The sequence below is a fragment of the Neobacillus rhizophilus genome (genome assembly GCF_018343535.1).
GTDB classification, from domain to species: domain Bacteria; phylum Bacillota; class Bacilli; order Bacillales; family Cytobacillaceae; genus Neobacillus; species Neobacillus rhizophilus.
Genome location: NZ_JAGYPF010000003.1, coordinates 101,980 through 119,793, shown reverse-complemented (window position 1 = coordinate 119,793; position 17,814 = coordinate 101,980). Strand labels below are relative to the sequence as shown.

Sequence of the window (17,814 nt, the reverse complement as noted above, 5' to 3'; positions counted from 1 at the left end):
AGATCATAAATGTGAACGCGATTAATACTTCGAGAGATGTTGCTGAAGAAAAACAAGAAACGGTCATGAATAAAATATTAGGAGTAATCAGTGGAAGTTTCGCGCCTATTTTAGGGGTTCTTGCTGGATCCGGATTAATTTCAGCGTTATTATCAATTTTAATGACATTAGGGTGGATATCTCCTAAAAGCGGAACCTTTGCCATTCTTTCTGCAGCTGGACATGCTATTTTTTACTTCTTCCCAGTTTTTCTCGGCATCACATTAGCCACAAAACTTGGAGCTAATGGCTACGTTGGTGGTGCGATCGGTGCTGCACTATTGGAACCCCATTATACGGATTTAGTTGCATCAAAAGCTCAAAACGTAGATTTCTTAGGGATTCCGGTTATATTGGCGAACTATTCCTCAACCGTTTTTCCTATATTAATTGCTGTTTCCATTTATGCCGTTTTAGATAAGTTTTTGAAAAAAGTGATATATAAAGACTTACAAATGTTTTTGAATCCTCTTATTTCATTAGCTATTATTGTTCCCTTGACCGTACTTGTTTTTGGCCCTTTTGGTACATATGTGGGAGGGGGCTTAGCATTGGTGATCAAATTTCTAAGTGCAAAAAGCGGCATTCTGACTGGAGCAGTGCTGGGGGCTGGATGGTCATTCTTGACCATATTAGGTCTTCACTGGGCAGTTGTTCCAATCATGATTGCTAATTTAGCAACTGGCGGTGACCCGATTAGCCCGATGGTAGCTGCTGCTCCATTTGCGCAAATTGGGATGGGCCTTGGGGTTCTCTTAAAAACTAGGGATAGGGACTTGAAAACACTCGCTGGATCTGGGCTTATTCCTAGTGCCTTAGCTGGGACAACTGAAATCATTACATATGGTATCCTTGTACGGTACAAACGAACGATGGTAATTGTGGCAATAGCCGGAGCAATTGGTGGAGCTATTAATGGGGCATTTGGAGTAAAAGGGACTGCCTTTGCTCTCCCGAGTTTCTTGTCTATTCCTGTCTTTACACCAATCGGACTCTATTTAATTGGGACTATTGCAGCGTTAATACTTGCACTGGTTCTTACATTAGTGATTGGCTATGAAGGAAAAAATAACGCTGAATCGGCTAAAACGATTAAAGAATTTGGACTAGCGGGTGTAAAACGAGAAACCATTTTTAGCCCATTAAGCGGAGGAATTATTCCTTTAACCAAAATTGAAGATCCGTTATTTTCAACTGAAGTGGTAGGAAAAGGCATTGTCATTGATCCATCCAAGGGAGAAGTGGTTTCTCCGGTGGATGGTATGGTTACCACTCTTTTTCCAACTGATCACGCTATTGGTATTACATCAGAAGATGGGGCTGAAATCTTAATTTATGTTGGGGTAGATACCATTAATCTGAACGGTCAATTTTTTACTGCGCATGTTAAACAATGGGATACCGTTAAAAAGGGAGACTTGCTGATTCAATTTGACATTGAAAGAATTAAAGCAGCAGGCTACGATGTTAAAACTCCGGTAGTCATTACCAATTCCGGTCAATATTTAGATGTGATTCCAAGCAAAGATGTGAGTGTCGAAATGAAAGATGAATTAATTAGACTTATTGTATAAAGTAAAAGGTGAGGGAAAGTTCCTCACCTTTGTCATTAGGATTAAATAATCTTCTTCGAAATATTATCATTAATGTCTCCTCCAACAAGATTGGAAGAAAACAACATATAATCCAGCAAAAGCTTGATTTGAATTTCTACAATAATCAAGTCATTGATTACCGTTTGTACCTTGCCAAAGACCAAACAGGAAAATGGCTATGTACTGGTTGGGTGGCAAAAAACGGCGTGCCGGGGAGCATTGTTAGTAATCATAGTAATGGCGGTACCGTTCAACCGGCTTTTTATACTTTACAGGAAAGCTTAGGATTGACATCGGAAACAACTGAGGACCTGAAACAGCAATTCTTCACTGTTGCCTGTCGTGCGGCTGAATGTTTAGAGAAGCAATCAGGGAAGCTGTTTGGCGATTTAGGAGTGGATATGGCTGTTGATAAAAATAAACATATTTGGATTATTGAGTTGAGTCATCGCTTTGTGGATGATACCCTTCCCCCTTGCTATAAATGATACGAAGTTGTACAGAGATATTCAAAATTCGTATTATCTCTGCTTAAAGCACCTGGCTGGATTTTAAAAAGGGGATTTTTCCTGAGGGATTAGTAAATATTCTTTAACACAATCTCAAGCAGCTCCTATTAGCTTTCTAAATTCCACCCGAATAAATAGATTTATTTGGGTTTTTTTTGTCTTTAAAAAGTAAAAAACAGGGGGATGTCGAAATTTTTGTAATATTTTTCTACATAAAATTACAATTACATTACAAATCCGACAGTTTCATTGTTTTTAGTCTAATGGGAATATAAACTAATAATAGATTAAGAATTTGAAATAATAATAGGTAGTTAGAGGAGATTTGTGATGATAAAAAAATTTTTTACATATACAGTATCGGCTGTCGTCCTCGCATCTTTGATACAAGCAACACCTGCTTTTGCAGAACCAGGACAAGTCACACAAAGTCAAATAAATGCGACTCAAGGGCATGTCGATGACCTTGAAACACAAGTTCAACAATTAGATAACCGAATTAACTTAGCGATAGAGAAAAGTCAAAAATTGAACGACCAAATTCAAACTCAACAAGGGGAAATCGAAAAATCCAAGGTTGAAATTGAAACAGCAAAAAATGACTTGGAAGCTTACAAACAGGCTTATACCGAGCGGTTAAAAAGTATTCAGTCAGAGGGTAAAATCTCGGTCGCCGCTTACGCAGAGGTTTTGCTTTCTTCTAATAATCTATCTGAGTTTTTAACACGCTTTTCAGCGATTTCGCAAATTATTCAAAATGACACTGATAAACTAAACGGGTTAAAGGAAAAACAACAAGCATTAACAGATGCAGAAGATAAACTTCAAAATGAGCTAGCTAATTTAAAAAAGAGCCAGGTAGAATTAGCTGCTGAACAGAAACAGATTGAAGAAGATAAGGCTTCAGTTGGGCAGGCATTGGCGGCAGCTCAAACCCAATTACAAGGCCAACAGGACCAATTCGCTGCTCAACAAGAGGCTGAGCGTCAGGCTCAAATAGCAGCAAGGGAAGAGGCAGAGCGCCAAGCTCGTTTGGCCCAGCAGCAACAGCCAGCGCAGGTGCAGCAGTCTTCTGTCAAAACTGCTTCAAACCCAGCGCCAGCACCAACGGTTGCAGCTGCTAATCCATCTGACCCTGATGCGGCAAATAAGGTTATTTCTTATGCAAAACAATTCTTAGGTGTTCCTTACGTTTGGGGCGGTTCAACGCCGAGTGGATTTGATTGTTCTGGATTTACTTCGTACGTGTTCAGAAATGCAGTTGGGATCAATCTTCCACGAGTGTCCAGTTCCCAGCAAGGTGTTGGAACAAGAATTTCACCAAGCCAAGTGCAGCCAGGAGATTTAGTATTTAGGGGTAGCCCTGCTTATCATGTCGGTATTTATATTGGCGGCGGTCAGTATATCCATGCGCCGCAAACGGGTGATGTGGTGAAGATTGCATCTTATGACCCATCCAAATTCTCAAGTGCAGCGAGAGTATTGCGGTAAAAGAAGTATACAATAGTAACGGTGAAAATATGGAGAAAAAACGCTTAGAGTAATTCTGCTCTAGGCGTTTTTTTGTTCATTACAATATATTCGGAAAATTTGTTTGTTTACTGAATAAATTATTGATTTGATAAAAAAGGATATGCTAGGATAGAAGTAAACCTGCAAACGATTCCAATATACTGAAGGTTTAATATTCCGGCTAATAAGAAGTATAAACTTTCTGCCGAAAGCTTTATACTTTCTTAATGCATAAGTGCAACTACGCCTCATGAACCGCCCTTAGGGGCTCGCCAATCGGCGAGTTTTCTTTAGAAAAAGCTTTTAATGGACAAGGATGCTGACTACTCGGCATCCTTTCTCTAATAAACTATTAGGAAAGCCCTTTGAGGATTATAGGGTGACTATCAAACGGTGTAGCAGGAGGGAAAAAAACAACAGGGATTACAGTTCATGTTGACGGTGTTTTATGGCCTACTTTGGTGTTTAATTCTAAAATATAAAGGATGATTTGAAATGAAAAAGGTTCGTTGGGGTATTTTAAGTACTGCAAAAATTGCCCAAAGAGAGTTAATCCCCGCATTTGGCCGAGCGCAAAATGCGGAAGTGGCTGCTATCGCCAGCGGAAGCGGAAAAGCGGAGGAAGTAGCGGCGAAATTTAACATTCCCAAATGCTACGGCAGCTATGAAGAGCTTCTTCAAGACCCCGAGATCGATGCCGTCTATATCCCGCTTCCAAATCATTTACATAAACAATGGACGATGGAAGCGGCAAAGCATGGCAAGCATGTTCTATGTGAAAAGCCGGCATCGATGACTCCTGATGAAACAAGGGAAATGGCGGAGTTTTGCCGGGAGAAAAACGTGAAATTTATGGAAGCCTTTATGTATCAGTTTCATCCGCAGCATGAACGGGTCCGGGAAATTATCGCCTCTGGTGAAATCGGTGATGTGAAATACATGCGCGCAAGCTTTTCATTTTTACTTGCTCAGCGCGAAGGAAATATCAAAATGGATAAGCAGAAAGGCGGCGGCAGCATTTATGATGTAGGTTGCTACTGCGTCCATGCGATTCGCAATGTATTGCAAACAGAACCAGCCGAAGTCCATGTTCATGCCAAGATTGACCCGGACCATCAGGTGGATACTTCTGCATTCGTATACATGAAACTGGAAAACGGAATGACTGGTTATTTTGATTGCAGCTTCGATATGACATTTAGAGCTGAGTATGAAATTATCGGCACGGAAGGGAAAATTCAAGTCCCACGAGCATTCCGCCCAGACCACCAAGGTGGAGAAGGCCTGGTCATTGTTCAGAAGGAATTCGTTAAAAGAGAAGAAAAAATTACCGGCGATATTTATAAATTAGAGGTTGAACATATTTCAAACGTCATTTTAGAGGATGGAGAACCATCCTACACCGCAGAAAATTCAATCAATAACACAAGGGCTATTCAGGCTTGCTATGAATCCATTAGAACTGGAATGCTTGTACAGCTGGATTCTTAGGATTGATGGTACGAAGAAATATAAAAGACTTGTCATCCAGCAATATAAAAAAAGTCGAGACTGATCTCGGCTTTTTTTATATAAAAACGATGGATCTAAATTTAAACTTTATAATACCGGCGAAGTAAATAGGAGATCCATTTACAATGGGGATGATTCCGAATATTCTCTAGCAGCCCCTTCACAATTGCCAGACTAAAGGTTGGCTCTATTAGCTGCTGCTTTAACAGAATCAGCGATTCTTTCTCAATTGGCTCTTCTATTTCTGCTATTTTTTGTTCTAGAGTGTCTAGGATTTGTTCCTTCGTTATTTCTTCATTCATAGGCTGCATCATGTGGTGAAGCTCCACAGAAACAAATGGCACGGTGGCATTGGTAGCCAGCAGATTTGTTTTTTCCTCAAGGGAGTTAGCCAGCAACTTCAAATCTACTGGAATGCTGTAAAATACAAATAAATGAGAATACATATTCATAAAGCTTTTTATCGAATACATTAAGTCATATTTTATCTCTTGGACTCTCCCCCCGTATAAACGTTCAATCATCGATAGGATAATGTCCTCTAATAGTTTGTCATAATATCTCATTTTTTGAATGAGTTCTTTATTCAGTGTTTGCGAATGCTCCTTCATGAGGACCTTGGCAAAGTCTGAATGCTTGTGAAAAGACTGATAAATAGAATAATAAAATTCATATAAAAGCTGCTCATCACAAGTATCTCTGACTATGCGGTCAATGTCAGTAACAACCTGCATCATAAATTGGTCGATTAAAGCAATAATCAATTCGTCCTTTGACTTAAAAGACAGGTAAAAAGCTCCTTTAGATATACCGCAATGCTCCGTAATTTGCTGTACCGAAGTGGCCTCAAACCCTTGCTCCGCAAAAAGCTCCAGCGCTTTTTCCATAATTAATTGTTTTTTAATCATCTATTGACCTCGCTCCTATGGTCTTTAATTGACAAATGACTGATTGGTCATTATTATAAGGAATTGAGTTCATTAAGTCAATTTAGGGCAGGTGTAATAGTGAAAGGGTTAGTCAATTTTGTCTTGAGAAATAAATTAGCAGTTTGGTTATTGACTATCATCATTACGGTATCGGGTATTTATTCGGGATTACGAATGAAAACCGAGATGATTCCCGATATTTCCATTCCGTATTTAATGGTAACGGACGTTTATCCTGGTGCCACCCCAGAACAGGTCATGAACGACATCTCCATGCCAATTGAAAAAGCGGCGGAGGGCCTTGACCACGTAAAAGCCGTTTATTCCAATTCCTATTCAAATATGGCGAGCATCCAGGTGGAATACGAATATGGTATCGATATGGATGAGGCGAAGCGTGAATTAAAATCGGCATTGGATTCCTTGAAATTGCCGGAAGGGGCGCAGAAACCAACGACAACGGCGATCAGCATGAACATGATGCCTGTCGTTGCACTAAGTGTCAGCAGTTCAAAAGAGGATATTGTTGAGCTTACGTCAACCGTTGAGGAAAGCTTGGTTCCTAAAATCGAGAAACTCGATGGTGTAGCATCTGCAACCATTACCGGTCAGCATATTGACGAAGTAGACCTTACGTACAATAAGGCCAAAATGGCTGAGTTAGGTTTAACTGAAGATAAAGTAAAGCAAATGATTCAAGCAAGCAACATGGCCGTTTCCTTAGGACTTTACCAGTTTAAAGAAGGGGAGCAGGCTGTTGCGATTGATGGAAAGTTCATGACGGTGGATGAATTAAATAATATGCTAATTCCTGTTACACCATCAGCAGCTAATCCATCACCTATTGTGAAACTTGGCGATATTGCTGAGGTTAAGACAATTGGTAAGGTGCAATCAATTTCCCGAACAAACGGCAAAGACGCGATTGCTATTCAAATTGTCAAAGCCCAGCAGGCTAATACTGTTGATGTCGTTAATAAGGTAAAGAAACTAATAAAAGATGAAAAGGCCAAATATGAGGGGCTTACTATCGATGTAACCCTTGACCAGGGAAAACCAATTCAGGAATCTGTGAACACGATGGTAGAAAAGGCCGTGTTTGGCGGTTTGATAGCCGTTTTAATCATTCTTTTGTTCTTACGTGATTTTAAATCGACGATTATTTCTATCATATCGATTCCAGTGTCAATTCTTATGGCCCTGCTGATTCTGAACTGGATGGATATAACCTTGAATATCATGACGCTCGGCGCGGTAACAGTCGCGATCGGCCGGGTTATCGATGACTCAATAGTAGTCGTGGAAAATATTTATCGACGCCTGCATCTAAAGGAAGAGAAGTTAACTGGGCGCGCCTTGGTCCGCGAAGCGACCATTGAAATGTTCAAACCGATTATGTCCTCGACATTGGTAACGGTCGCCGTTTTTGCACCGCTGATCTTCGTAGGCGGTATGGTTGGTGAATTGTTCACACCGTTTGCCTTAACGATGGCATTTTCACTCGGGGCTTCCTTACTCATAGCAATTACCATCGTGCCAGCTCTTTCGCATTTCCTATTTAGGAAAAAATTATACAGCGAGAAGACGGCCATTCGTCATAAAGATGCCGGGGAGCTCGCCGAATGGTATAAATGGTTTTTGGAAAAAGCACTTAACCACAAAGTCATCGCTTCTATTTTGGCTGTACTGTTATTAGCCGGCAGCTTAGCATTAACGCCATTAATTGGTTTCAGCTTTATGGGGAGCGAAGAAGATAAGGTCATGTACTTAACCTACACACCAAAAGCTGGCGAACTTCACGAGCAGACATTGGAAAATGTTAAAGCGGTTGAAGAAAAAATGATGAAACGTAAAGATATTGATATTGTTCAAATATCCATTACAGAAGAAGGCGACCCGCAGCGGGCGATGATGGGCGGCGGCTCCAAAGGTGGATTAATGTACCTGATTTTTGATCCGGATACGAAGAACTTCCCTTCCGTTAAGGAGAAGATTGAAAAGTATGTAACAGGTATTGGCCAATCAGGAACATGGAAGAGCCAGAACTTCTCGTCCATGTCGGGATCGACCAATGAAGTAAGCTATACGTTCTACAGTGAAAATTTAAACAAATTAAACGATTCGGTGAAAAAAGTCGAGTCAGTACTGAAGAAACATAAAGATTTAAAAGATGTGACTTCAACTGCCGAGGATGCTTATGTCGAATATACCTTCCGGGTTGAACAAGCCCATCTGCTAAAGTATGGATTAACAACAGGCCAGCTTGTGATGATGTTAAATCCGCAGAAAACGAAGGATGTTTTAACAACTGTTGAAAAAGACGGGAAGGCTTTAGATGTCATTGTTCAACAGGAACAAACGGCCCAGCCGGAATCTATCGATGAGATGCTTTCTAAACAGGTACCGACGGCAGTGGGGGCGAATGTGCCGCTTTCTGAGTTAGTTACTGTTAAGAAGGGGACCACGATGAATACGTTGGCGCGTAGTAAAGGTGAATACTTTGCGACCGTTTCAGCCACAATCAAAGGCGAGGATATTTCGAAAGTAACCGCTAAGATTGGTAAAGAAGTAGATAAATTGGATCTCCCTAAAGGAGTGACAGTTGGCGTTGCCGGTGTCCAAGCGGATATGACGGAAACCTTCACCCAGCTTGGAGCGGCCATGGCTGCAGCGATTGCTATCGTCTACTTCATCCTTGTTGTTACTTTCCGTGAAGGTGTTGCACCGTTTGCAATCCTATTCTCGCTTCCGTTTGCAGTAATTGGTTCCTTTGTAGGTTTGTTAATTGCTGGGGAAACCATTTCCGTTTCAGTCATGATGGGGCTGCTGATGCTGATTGGTATTGTTGTTACGAACGCCATCGTCTTGGTGGACCGGATTATTCATATGGAACGCGATGGCTTGAGTATGAGGAAAGCTGTTTTGGAGGCCGGAGCGACACGTCTTCGTCCAATCCTCATGACCGCTATTGCTACCATTGGAGCGTTAATCCCATTGGCACTTGGTGAAGGCGGTGGAGGATTAATCTCGAAAGGTCTTGCCATTACTGTTATCGGCGGCTTAGCAAGTTCAACGCTATTAACCTTAATCGTTGTTCCAATCGTGTATGAAGTATTATCGAAGATGTTCAAGAAAAACCGAAGAGAAATAGAAGAAAATTAAAAATCCGGCCTTTGCTGGATGTCATCCAAGATCTTAAGAAGGAATAGAAATACGCAAAGACAAATACCCAAGATCCTGGTAGACAAAATATAAAAAAGCCGAGAGCATTCTCGGCTTTTTTTATTTGGGCTGTTCTTATTGAACAGTTGTCGTAGAGAACTCGGCTGCCGCTTTTAAATCTTTATCAGAAATGCTGACATCAGCCTTTTTGAACTCGTCTTTTAACACTTTAACAATCTGGTCCTGTGTGACTTTTGATTGCTTTACCTGTTCGGTAAGGGTTTTTTTCATTTCCTCGAATGATTTTTTCTCCTTTTTATCTGTTACCTGGATGATATGGTATCCGTAAGAGGTTTTAATCGGGTCGCTGATTTGATTTTTTTCTAAAGCATAGGCTGCTTTTTCAAAATCAGGGTCCATGACGCCGGTGCCAAACCAGCCAAGGTCGCCGCCTTTGGAGGCAGTGGCGGTATCCTCTGATTCCTTCGCTAAATCTTCAAACTTAGCTCCAGACTTAAGTTTCGCAGCAATTTCATTTGCTTTTGCTTCGTCGCTCACTAAAATATGACGGGCACGAATTTCCGGTGTGTAATCATCGTATGCCTGCTTCAGTTCTTTATCCGTTACCTTAATGGTTTTAAACACTGCCTTTTGTTCCAGCAGATTTAGTTTTACAGAGCTTCGGTAGTCGTTTTCGTCTTTAAAGCCATATTGCTGAAGGGTGGAGAGAAATGAATCACCAATCTGCTCCTTTGTTTTATTCACTTGGGCGTCCACTTCAGACTTAGAAACGGAATAGTTTTTTGCCAGCACTTTTTCCACTGCAAGCTGCTGAAGGGTTTGTGTTCCATATTTGTCTTTCATCGCTTGATATAATTCATCCTGAGAGATATTTCCTGCATCGGATTTCATGATGGCACCGCTGCTACAGCCTGCCAAAGCCAAAGCGCCAACCATTAATCCTGAAAGAATCCATTTTTTCAATTATTTCACTCCTAAATTTTTAGCTAATAAGAAAGTATAAATTCAACTACGCCTCTGTCTTCGTCCTAACGGACTCGCCAATCGGCGAGTTTTCATTTATAAAATCTATGGTACAGAATGAATATGAATAAAAAATGAACAAGCTAAGAACAATTGTAGAAAAAATGGAAAGCGGCCGGAAGAAACGATAAAATATATTTTATTTCCGCTAATTAAGAAAGGATGTCACATGTGTCAATTTTGTCTTCAATTCTTTATACGCTAATAGTCGGCGCCATTTTCGTGTATGTATTCATTTTTTTATATGATGTGTTTTATGGAGAAAAACAAGAGAAGCAGGAAAAGAAAATACGGAAATATTATAAAAACGAACAAATCCAAAAAATTGATTTGGTTGAACAGCAGCCGCGTAAATATACGATTTATCAACTTAAAACAGATAAGGAAACAAGGAGGGTTAAATTAAAGCCTGGGTATAAAGTGGTGAAATTAGTACCGAAGAAAAAAGGAGAATAGTCAAAAAAGGACCGGCTCAGGAAGAGCCAGTCCTAATTTTTTTGCTTTTAAATTAAGAAGCGATGGAAGTTTTTTGAGATTTTGTTTGGGTTACACCACTTGGGTTAAATTCTTTTTCCGTTTTTGAAATAACGACTGTAGCGACACCATTACCGATTAGGTTTGTAATGGCACGTGCTTCTGACATAAAGCGGTCTACCCCAAGAATAAGTGCCATTCCTTCTACCGGAATCATTGGGAAAGCTGCTAAAGTTGCTGCTAAAGTGATAAATCCTGAACCAGTAACACCAGCAGCCCCTTTAGAAGTAAGCATTAATACGCCAAGCAGGGTTACTAGCTGCCAAATGGTTAATTCGACTCCATAGGCTTGGGCAATAAAGACTGCAGCCATGGATAGGTAGATGGAGGTTCCATCAAGATTGAAAGAATAACCTGTTGGAACAACAAGACCTACAACTGATTTTGAACAGCCATACTTTTCTAGTCTCTCCATCATCTTTGGAAGAGCAGATTCTGAAGATGATGTTCCTAAAACAAGCAGGATTTCTTCTTTAATATATTTTAAGAAACTAAAGATATTGAAGTTATAGAATTTAGCAATAGTGCCAAGAACGAACACGATAAACAGGAACATCGTAATATAAACGGAACCCATTAATTTACCTAATGAGATAAGAGAGCCAATACCGAAGTTACCGATGGTAAAAGCCATTGCGCCGAATGCTGCAATTGGAGATACCTTCATGACCATATTTACAATAGCGAAGAAAATTTCCGAAACCTTTTCAAGGAATGAAATGACTGGTGCTGCTTTTTCCCCCAAAGAAGCAGCGGCAATTCCGAATATCACTGCAAAGAATAGAACCGGCAGTAAAGTTCCACCAGATAGAGCTGCCAGCGCATTATCAGGAACGATTCCTAAGATAAAGTCCATCACACCATGGCTAGTTTCGGCAGCAGCCTTTGTGTACTGTGAAACGTCTGCCCCTTCAGCAGCTTTCGTGTTAAAGCCATGCCCTGGTTTAATAATAGAAACTACTAGAATACCAATCGCTAAGGCAAATGTAGTGACAATTTCAAAATAAAGCAGTGCCTTACCGCCGATACGGCCAACCTTCTTTAAATCTCCCATATTTCCAATACCGATGACGATAGTAAAGAAGATGATTGGTGCGATGACCATTTTTATTAGTTTAATAAAGATATCTGCTAATACCTTTAATTTTGCCCCAAACTCTGGAAACAGAAATCCGACAGCAATACCTAGAATAATACCGATAATAACTTGAACCGTTAAATTGCGAAAATTAATTTTCATTCCTTTTACCCCCTTTGTTTGATAACGTTTTCATTTCTCCTTGTATTCATATTAATTGATAATTTAAAATTTTAATATTTTAGGTGATAATGGTCTTTTTGGTCTTTTTGGTCTTAGAATGGGGACAAAGTAGATTTAGTGTTAATAATAAGAAAAGGGACTGCCTGCCTAGGCAATCCCAATTTCAACTATTTTCTAGCTATCTTATTTTCCCCTTTTTATCTCTGAAAACTAACCAAACGCTTAGGGTAAGTATAATGGTAAGTACTTCTAGTGAAAGAATATAGTATGGGTAAGGGCCCAAGACGTCTAATAAACTGGCATGTTTGGGTTTATGATTTAGGTACATATAATTTCCATCTACAAGATGATTGATTAGGAAGACAGTCGGCGCCAAAACATTCATGAATACAAACAGCTTTACACAGGACCAAAACGTTGGGCGGTACCCCTTTGCCCATGTGAAATAAAGCGGTACCCAAACGATCACCATATGGGTAATAAAGAAATGAAAAAAGCGGAAATGTGGGAAGTCGTAGTTTAATGATGGGGTGAAAATAGCTTGCGTGGCACCTAGCAGGCCTGTGAACAACAAAATTTCATAAAGAAGTTTCTTTCTGGAAAATAAGAAAATAATCGTTAATAGCAAACTAATATTGCACAATTCAAGTGGGAGAGAATGACTTGCTTTCCAGTTTCCATTTGCATACATCCATAAATGGTTAATCAATTCTAGTATAATCAATGAGATGGCTAAGCCTATTTCTGCGTGTCTCCATTTTTCGTCCTTTAACCGGCCTCGCATATAATAAAGTCCCGCTGTAAAACCCAAGAAGATACCCATAATGATAAAATGACTTGATGAAAACATTTCAAAATCGAACTTAGCATATTGATCCCCAAACCACTCCACTCAGTTTCACCATCCTTTCATTACCTAATGGGTGGACCGAACAATTTATGTTGAGCCTTTGTAGTAACATATGCTAGTACTGTACCGCATGTTCGACATTCCTCTGTTCTAAAAACATCAACAAAAAAAGCCTTAAAAAAATCAAGGCTCTAATGGTCATATTAGAATTCTTCAATAGGGGACACTTTAGTGTGTCTCAAGGTGGTCCATCCTTTTCTTTACAAATTCTTTCATTTCCTTGTCATTTGTAGTTTGCAGAAACTTTTGGTAAACAGGTCTTAATGCTTGATACCACTCCATTTTTTCCTGCTCCGTTAATCGATAAATTTGGATGGAGGATTCCCGCGCTATTAGATTGAGCTGCTCTTCATTTACCCGTTGTGATTCGGAAATCATCCACGAGGTGGTTTCGGACATTGCCTCTTGAATATCCCTCTGGACCTCTTTAGGCAGCTTGTCCCAAAACTCTTTGTTCATTAGAACCGCATAACCCAAAAATCCATGATTACTGACCGTCATATACTTTTGCATACCATAAATGCGTCTGGAATAAATATTTGAAATCGTATTTTCTTGACCGTCAAATTGGTCTTCCTGAAGCGATGTATATAATTGGTTAAAAGGAACCTCGACAGGCTTAGCGCCTAATGCCTTGAATTGTTCAGCTATAATAGGACTGGGCATAATTCGAAATCTTTGACCTTTAAAATCATCTGGGTACAAAAGGGGATTAAGATTGCTCGACATTTGCTTAAAGCCATTGCTCCATAAGGCCAGCCCTTTGATTCCTTTATTCTCATTTAATGATAAAAACCTATGACCAAGCTCGCTTGAAAGTGTCTCTTCAATATCCTGATCATTATCAAACAAAAACGGCAAGTCAAACAGTCCCCATTCTGGTGCCAGGTTTGTCAGTTTGGATACGGAGGGGGCAATCATTTGGACATCGTTATCAATAAGAGCGTCGAGCTCATCTTCGTCAGTATGCAAACTTCCATTTGGATACACTTCTACTTTGACTAAGCCATCTGTTTTTTCCTCCACCAGCCGGGCGAACTTTTGCGCGGCCAGCCCCTTAGGAGTATTTTCAGCAACAACGTGGCTGAAACGGATGACGATTTGTTTGGACAATCCGTCCTGTTCATCGTCATAGGGGATTTCCTTCCCACTTAGGAAGCTTTCGGGCAAGAAGAAGAAACCAATTATTAAGGTGATGACAAGCACGCTTGATGCAATTAAATACTTCATCAGAACTTCCTCCTTGTTTTCCTTATTATTTTAACATGTTAAAATTATTTTAGTAGATTTCATCTGAAAGGAATTCTTCTATGAATCGTCTCTCTATACAAACCAAGATTACGGCGCTGATCTTTTTTATTGTTTCATTCTCTTTGTTACTTGCCGGAATTATCGTTATAAGTAATTTCATCAATACTGAAGAGGCTGAATTACAAAAAAGGGCTCTACTTTCGGCACAAACCATTGCAGAGGATGTAGGAATCAAGTCCAATATTACGGGAAGCATGGAGGACAGGGTAAAGATTCGCAAACGAGTAGAAACACTACGAATCATCCATCACGCGGACTATATAGTTGTAATGGATATGAATCATATCCGTCTATCCCACCCCCTTCCAAGCTTGATCGGAAAAAGGTCGAATGGGAGCGATGAGGGACCGGCATTTGCCGAACTTACCTACACGACGAAAGCAAAAGGTGAAGTAGGCACGATGATTCGAGCCTTTGTGCCGATTATGAATGAGGAGCATCAGCAAGTCGGGGTAGTCCTGGCAGGTTATAAACTTCCTACTTTTTTTGAAATGATTTGGGATTTAAGGATGGAAATTCTATTTGCCGGCTTTATCTCATTATTGTTTGGCGGCTGGGGGTCCTGGCTGTTTGCTTCTAAAATGAAAAAGCAAATGTTTAATTTGGAACCGCATGAGATTGCTCAATTAGTACAGGAGCGGACGGAAACCTTTAATGCCATGCATGAAGGGATTATCGCCATTGACAAAGACGAAAAGATTACGATTTTTAATGATAAAGCAAAGACAATGATGGGGATTTCAGGAGATGTAATTGGCAGGTCTATTGCCGAGGTAGTACCGGACACAAGATTGCCGGAAATTCTCGAGCTCAAGAAGCCAATTTATAACAAAGAGCTGACCGTTCGAAATTTAAATATACACAGTAATCGCATTCCGATTAAAGCAAATAATGAAATCATTGGAGCTCTTGCCATATTCCAAGACCGGACCGAAGTAAAAAAACTGGCCGAAGAGTTAACCGGCTTTAAAGCTTTTGTCAGTGCCTTAAGGGTGCAAAATCACGAACATATGAACAAGCTCCATACAATTGCTGGCCTGTTGCAGCTTGGGAACCCGAAAAAAGCGCTTGAATATGTATTTCAAACAGCAGAAGAGCAAGAAGAACTGACACAATTTTTGTCGAAGAATATTAAGAGTGAAAGTCTTTCAGGTCTGATGATTAGTAAGGTTAGTCGTGCCAAGGAATTGGGCATTCATTTACATATTGACCGCAACAGCCGGCTGCATTCGTTCCCAGAACCACTGGATGAACATGATTTTGTGATTATTATCGGAAACCTCATTGAAAATGCGTTTGATTCCTATAGGAACAAGGAAATAGATGAGAAAAATATTTATGTTAGTATCGAACATGATGAGGAGATTTTATCGATTCTGGTTGAAGACAACGGGAGCGGCATTCCTGAAAACGTTCTGCCGCATATTTTTACAAAGGGCTTTTCAACCAAGGACAGCTTGGATCATGGAATTGGGCTTTATTTAATAAAAGAAATCGTTGATCGGGCGGGGGGAACAATTCAGGTAGAATCTGACCTTGGAAAAGGGACGACCTTTATTGTAACGATTTAACAAGGGGGATTGTTATATGGCTGAAGGGCTAATTCGGGTTCTATTAATAGAGGATGATCCGATGGTTCAAGAAATAAACAGGCAGTTTGTGGAGAGGGTAGAAGGGTATAAGGTCATTGGTATTGCCTCAAATGGAAAAGAGGGGATTGAGCTTATCAAAAAAGAAAAGCCGGACCTCGTTTTTATCGATATTTATATGCCCAACCAAAATGGAATTACGACAATCAAACAAATTCGGTCAGAGGAACTCGGAACGGATGTAATTGCGGTAACGGCCGCAAGTGATATTGAAACGGTCCGTGATGTTCTGCAGCATGGGGCCGTTGATTATATCATGAAGCCCTTTAAATTTGAGAGGATCCAGCAAGCTTTGATGAATTACCGGAATTATCATAGCAGTCTTTTGAAAAAAGATGCGATTTCCCAGCAGGAATTGGATCATTTGTTATTTCAGCGAGGCAAGCAGGACAAAAGCGAGCTGCCAAAAGGACTGAATATGTTGACACTTGAAAAGGTAATCGAATATTTAAAAGGGCGGGACCAGGCCATCTCTGCAGAAGCAGTCGCCGAAGGCATCGGCCTCGCCCGTGTCACCGCGAGAAGGTACCTAGAATATCTCGAACAAAGCGGAAAAGTGGAAATCATCATCGAATATGGCGGAATTGGCCGGCCTGTTAACCAATATAAGATTTTGTGATGCATGGGGACGGTTCTTTTGCCTCATTTAGTGAGGCAAAAGAACCGTCCCTATGTTTCAATGTAAATTAGGAGGGGTAGAGTTGAAACCAAAAGTGATAGTTTATAAAAAAGTAGATCCTAAAATATTGGAATTTGTACAGCAAACCTGTGAGGTCGTTTATTTTGAGGAACTAGATTCAAATACATATCCTGCATTTTTTCAGGAGTTGGTAAATGCGGATGGGATATTGGGTTCTAGGTTGAAAGTGTACGCCGATTTATTGGACAAGGCTCCCCAGTTAAAAATTGTAAGCAATATGTCAGTTGGGTACGATAATCTGGATATAGCGGCATTGACAGCTCGTGGAGTCATGGCAACGAATACCCCAGAAGTATTGAATGATACGGTAGCGGATACGATTATGGGATTAATATTGGCTTCGGCCAGGAGGATTCCGGAATTGGACCAATGGGTGAGAGCCGGGCAGTGGAAATCCGAACTGAAAGAACAGTGGTATGGGGTAGATGTCCATCATAAGGTATTAGGAATCATTGGCATGGGGGGAGTCGGCACTACCGTGGCCAAAAGGGCGCACTGTGGCTTTGATATGGAAATTCTATACCACAATCGGTCTAGAAATATGGCTGCAGAAGAGAAGTATGGCGCTACCTATTGTTCAATGGAAGAATTGTTGAAGAACTCCGATTTTGTCTGCCTCCTGACGCCGCTAACGCCGGAAACCGAAAACTTAATCGGAAAAAGAGAGTTTGGGCTGATGAAAAAGTCGGCGATTTTTATCAATGCGTCAAGAGGGAAAACCGTTGACGAAGAAGAGTTAATTAAGGCCCTGCAAACTGGTGAAATTGCCGGTGCCGGCTTGGATGTGTTTGTTCAGGAACCAATCAATATGGACAATCCGCTACTTTCAATGAAGAACGTCGTAACTCTGCCGCATATCGGCTCAGCCACCTATGAAACCCGCTTTCAAATGGCAATGACAGCGGCAACTAACCTCGTTTCCGGCCTAAAAGGCGATACTCCAGCAAATCTAATCAAGTGAAGCATGGGGACGTTCTTTTGCATCGTTTAGTGATGCAAAAGAACCGTCCCCGTTAATCATTTAAGTCCAATCGTTTATGGTAATAAAAGCCGAGGCTTCACTATATATGGACGAACGTTCCACATCCGTATCCAGGTGCTTGCATCCCAACAAATTCTACCGATTTTACCGATTTTTATAATATAC

14 protein-coding genes are annotated in these 17,814 nt (G+C 40.5%); 9 read left to right on the top strand and 5 right to left on the bottom strand.

The window, feature by feature from the left end:
* Positions 1-11: 11 nt before the first annotated feature.
* The 4 genes from KHA99_RS14050 (at position 12) to KHA99_RS14035 (ending at position 5,146) form a co-directional block, all read left to right on the top strand.
* Complete coding sequence (locus KHA99_RS14050; RefSeq protein ID WP_213118119.1) at positions 12-1,613, top strand: glucose PTS transporter subunit IIA; 1,602 nt, start codon at positions 12-14, stop codon at positions 1,611-1,613.
* A gap of 29 nt (positions 1,614-1,642) precedes the next feature.
* On the top strand, positions 1,643-2,122 hold the full coding sequence (locus KHA99_RS14045; protein ID WP_213118118.1) for a YheC/YheD family protein: 480 nt from the start codon (positions 1,643-1,645) through the stop codon (positions 2,120-2,122).
* A 351-nt stretch (positions 2,123-2,473) separates the two neighbouring features.
* Positions 2,474-3,634, top strand: a complete 1,161-nt coding sequence (locus KHA99_RS14040; protein ID WP_213118117.1) for a C40 family peptidase — start codon at positions 2,474-2,476, stop codon at positions 3,632-3,634.
* Positions 3,635-4,150: 516 nt separating this feature from the next.
* On the top strand, positions 4,151-5,146 hold the full coding sequence (locus KHA99_RS14035; protein WP_213118116.1) for a Gfo/Idh/MocA family protein: 996 nt from the start codon (positions 4,151-4,153) through the stop codon (positions 5,144-5,146).
* 101 nt (positions 5,147-5,247) lie between these two features.
* On the opposite strand, the gene KHA99_RS14030 is transcribed toward KHA99_RS14035, so the two are convergent.
* A complete protein-coding gene (locus KHA99_RS14030; protein ID WP_213118115.1) occupies positions 5,248-6,075 on the bottom strand; it encodes a TetR/AcrR family transcriptional regulator in 828 nt (275 codons plus the stop codon).
* 99 nt (positions 6,076-6,174) lie between these two features.
* Between KHA99_RS14030 and KHA99_RS14025 the strand changes: the two genes are divergently transcribed.
* Positions 6,175-9,258: an efflux RND transporter permease subunit gene (locus KHA99_RS14025; protein WP_213118114.1), complete on the top strand. Its 3,084-nt coding sequence runs from the start codon at positions 6,175-6,177 to the stop codon at positions 9,256-9,258.
* A 135-nt stretch (positions 9,259-9,393) separates the two neighbouring features.
* Here KHA99_RS14025 and KHA99_RS14020 read toward each other — a convergent pair whose 3' ends face one another.
* The gene (locus tag KHA99_RS14020) at positions 9,394-10,242 is read right to left on the bottom strand and encodes a peptidylprolyl isomerase (RefSeq protein WP_213118113.1); all 849 of its coding nucleotides are present in this window, start codon (positions 10,240-10,242) and stop codon (positions 9,394-9,396) included.
* 231 nt (positions 10,243-10,473) lie between these two features.
* On the opposite strand from KHA99_RS14020, the gene KHA99_RS14015 reads away from it, so the two are divergent.
* Positions 10,474-10,758 carry a hypothetical protein gene (locus KHA99_RS14015; RefSeq protein ID WP_213118112.1) on the top strand — a complete coding sequence of 95 codons (285 nt, stop codon included), beginning with the start codon at positions 10,474-10,476 and terminating at the stop codon, positions 10,756-10,758.
* A gap of 52 nt (positions 10,759-10,810) precedes the next feature.
* Here KHA99_RS14015 and KHA99_RS14010 read toward each other — a convergent pair whose 3' ends face one another.
* The 3 genes from KHA99_RS14010 to KHA99_RS14000 form a co-directional block, all read right to left on the bottom strand.
* Positions 10,811-12,076: a dicarboxylate/amino acid:cation symporter gene (locus tag KHA99_RS14010; RefSeq protein ID WP_213118111.1), complete on the bottom strand. Its 1,266-nt coding sequence runs from the start codon at positions 12,074-12,076 to the stop codon at positions 10,811-10,813.
* A 199-nt stretch (positions 12,077-12,275) separates the two neighbouring features.
* Positions 12,276-12,989 carry a YwaF family protein gene (locus KHA99_RS14005; protein WP_213118110.1) on the bottom strand — a complete coding sequence of 238 codons (714 nt, stop codon included), beginning with the start codon at positions 12,987-12,989 and terminating at the stop codon, positions 12,276-12,278.
* Between the two features lie 186 nt (positions 12,990-13,175).
* A complete protein-coding gene (locus tag KHA99_RS14000; RefSeq protein ID WP_213118109.1) occupies positions 13,176-14,237 on the bottom strand; it encodes a DctP family TRAP transporter solute-binding subunit in 1,062 nt (353 codons plus the stop codon).
* 80 nt (positions 14,238-14,317) lie between these two features.
* Between KHA99_RS14000 and KHA99_RS13995 the strand changes: the two genes are divergently transcribed.
* From KHA99_RS13995 to KHA99_RS13985, 3 genes are all read left to right on the top strand, one after another.
* Positions 14,318-15,889 carry an ATP-binding protein gene (locus KHA99_RS13995; RefSeq protein WP_213118108.1) on the top strand — a complete coding sequence of 524 codons (1,572 nt, stop codon included), beginning with the start codon at positions 14,318-14,320 and terminating at the stop codon, positions 15,887-15,889.
* 16 nt (positions 15,890-15,905) lie between these two features.
* A complete protein-coding gene (locus KHA99_RS13990; protein ID WP_213118107.1) occupies positions 15,906-16,586 on the top strand; it encodes a response regulator in 681 nt (226 codons plus the stop codon).
* Between the two features lie 82 nt (positions 16,587-16,668).
* Positions 16,669-17,628, top strand: coding sequence for a 2-hydroxyacid dehydrogenase (locus KHA99_RS13985; RefSeq protein ID WP_213118106.1), 960 nt, complete (start codon positions 16,669-16,671; stop codon positions 17,626-17,628).
* Positions 17,629-17,814: the final 186 nt, after the last annotated feature.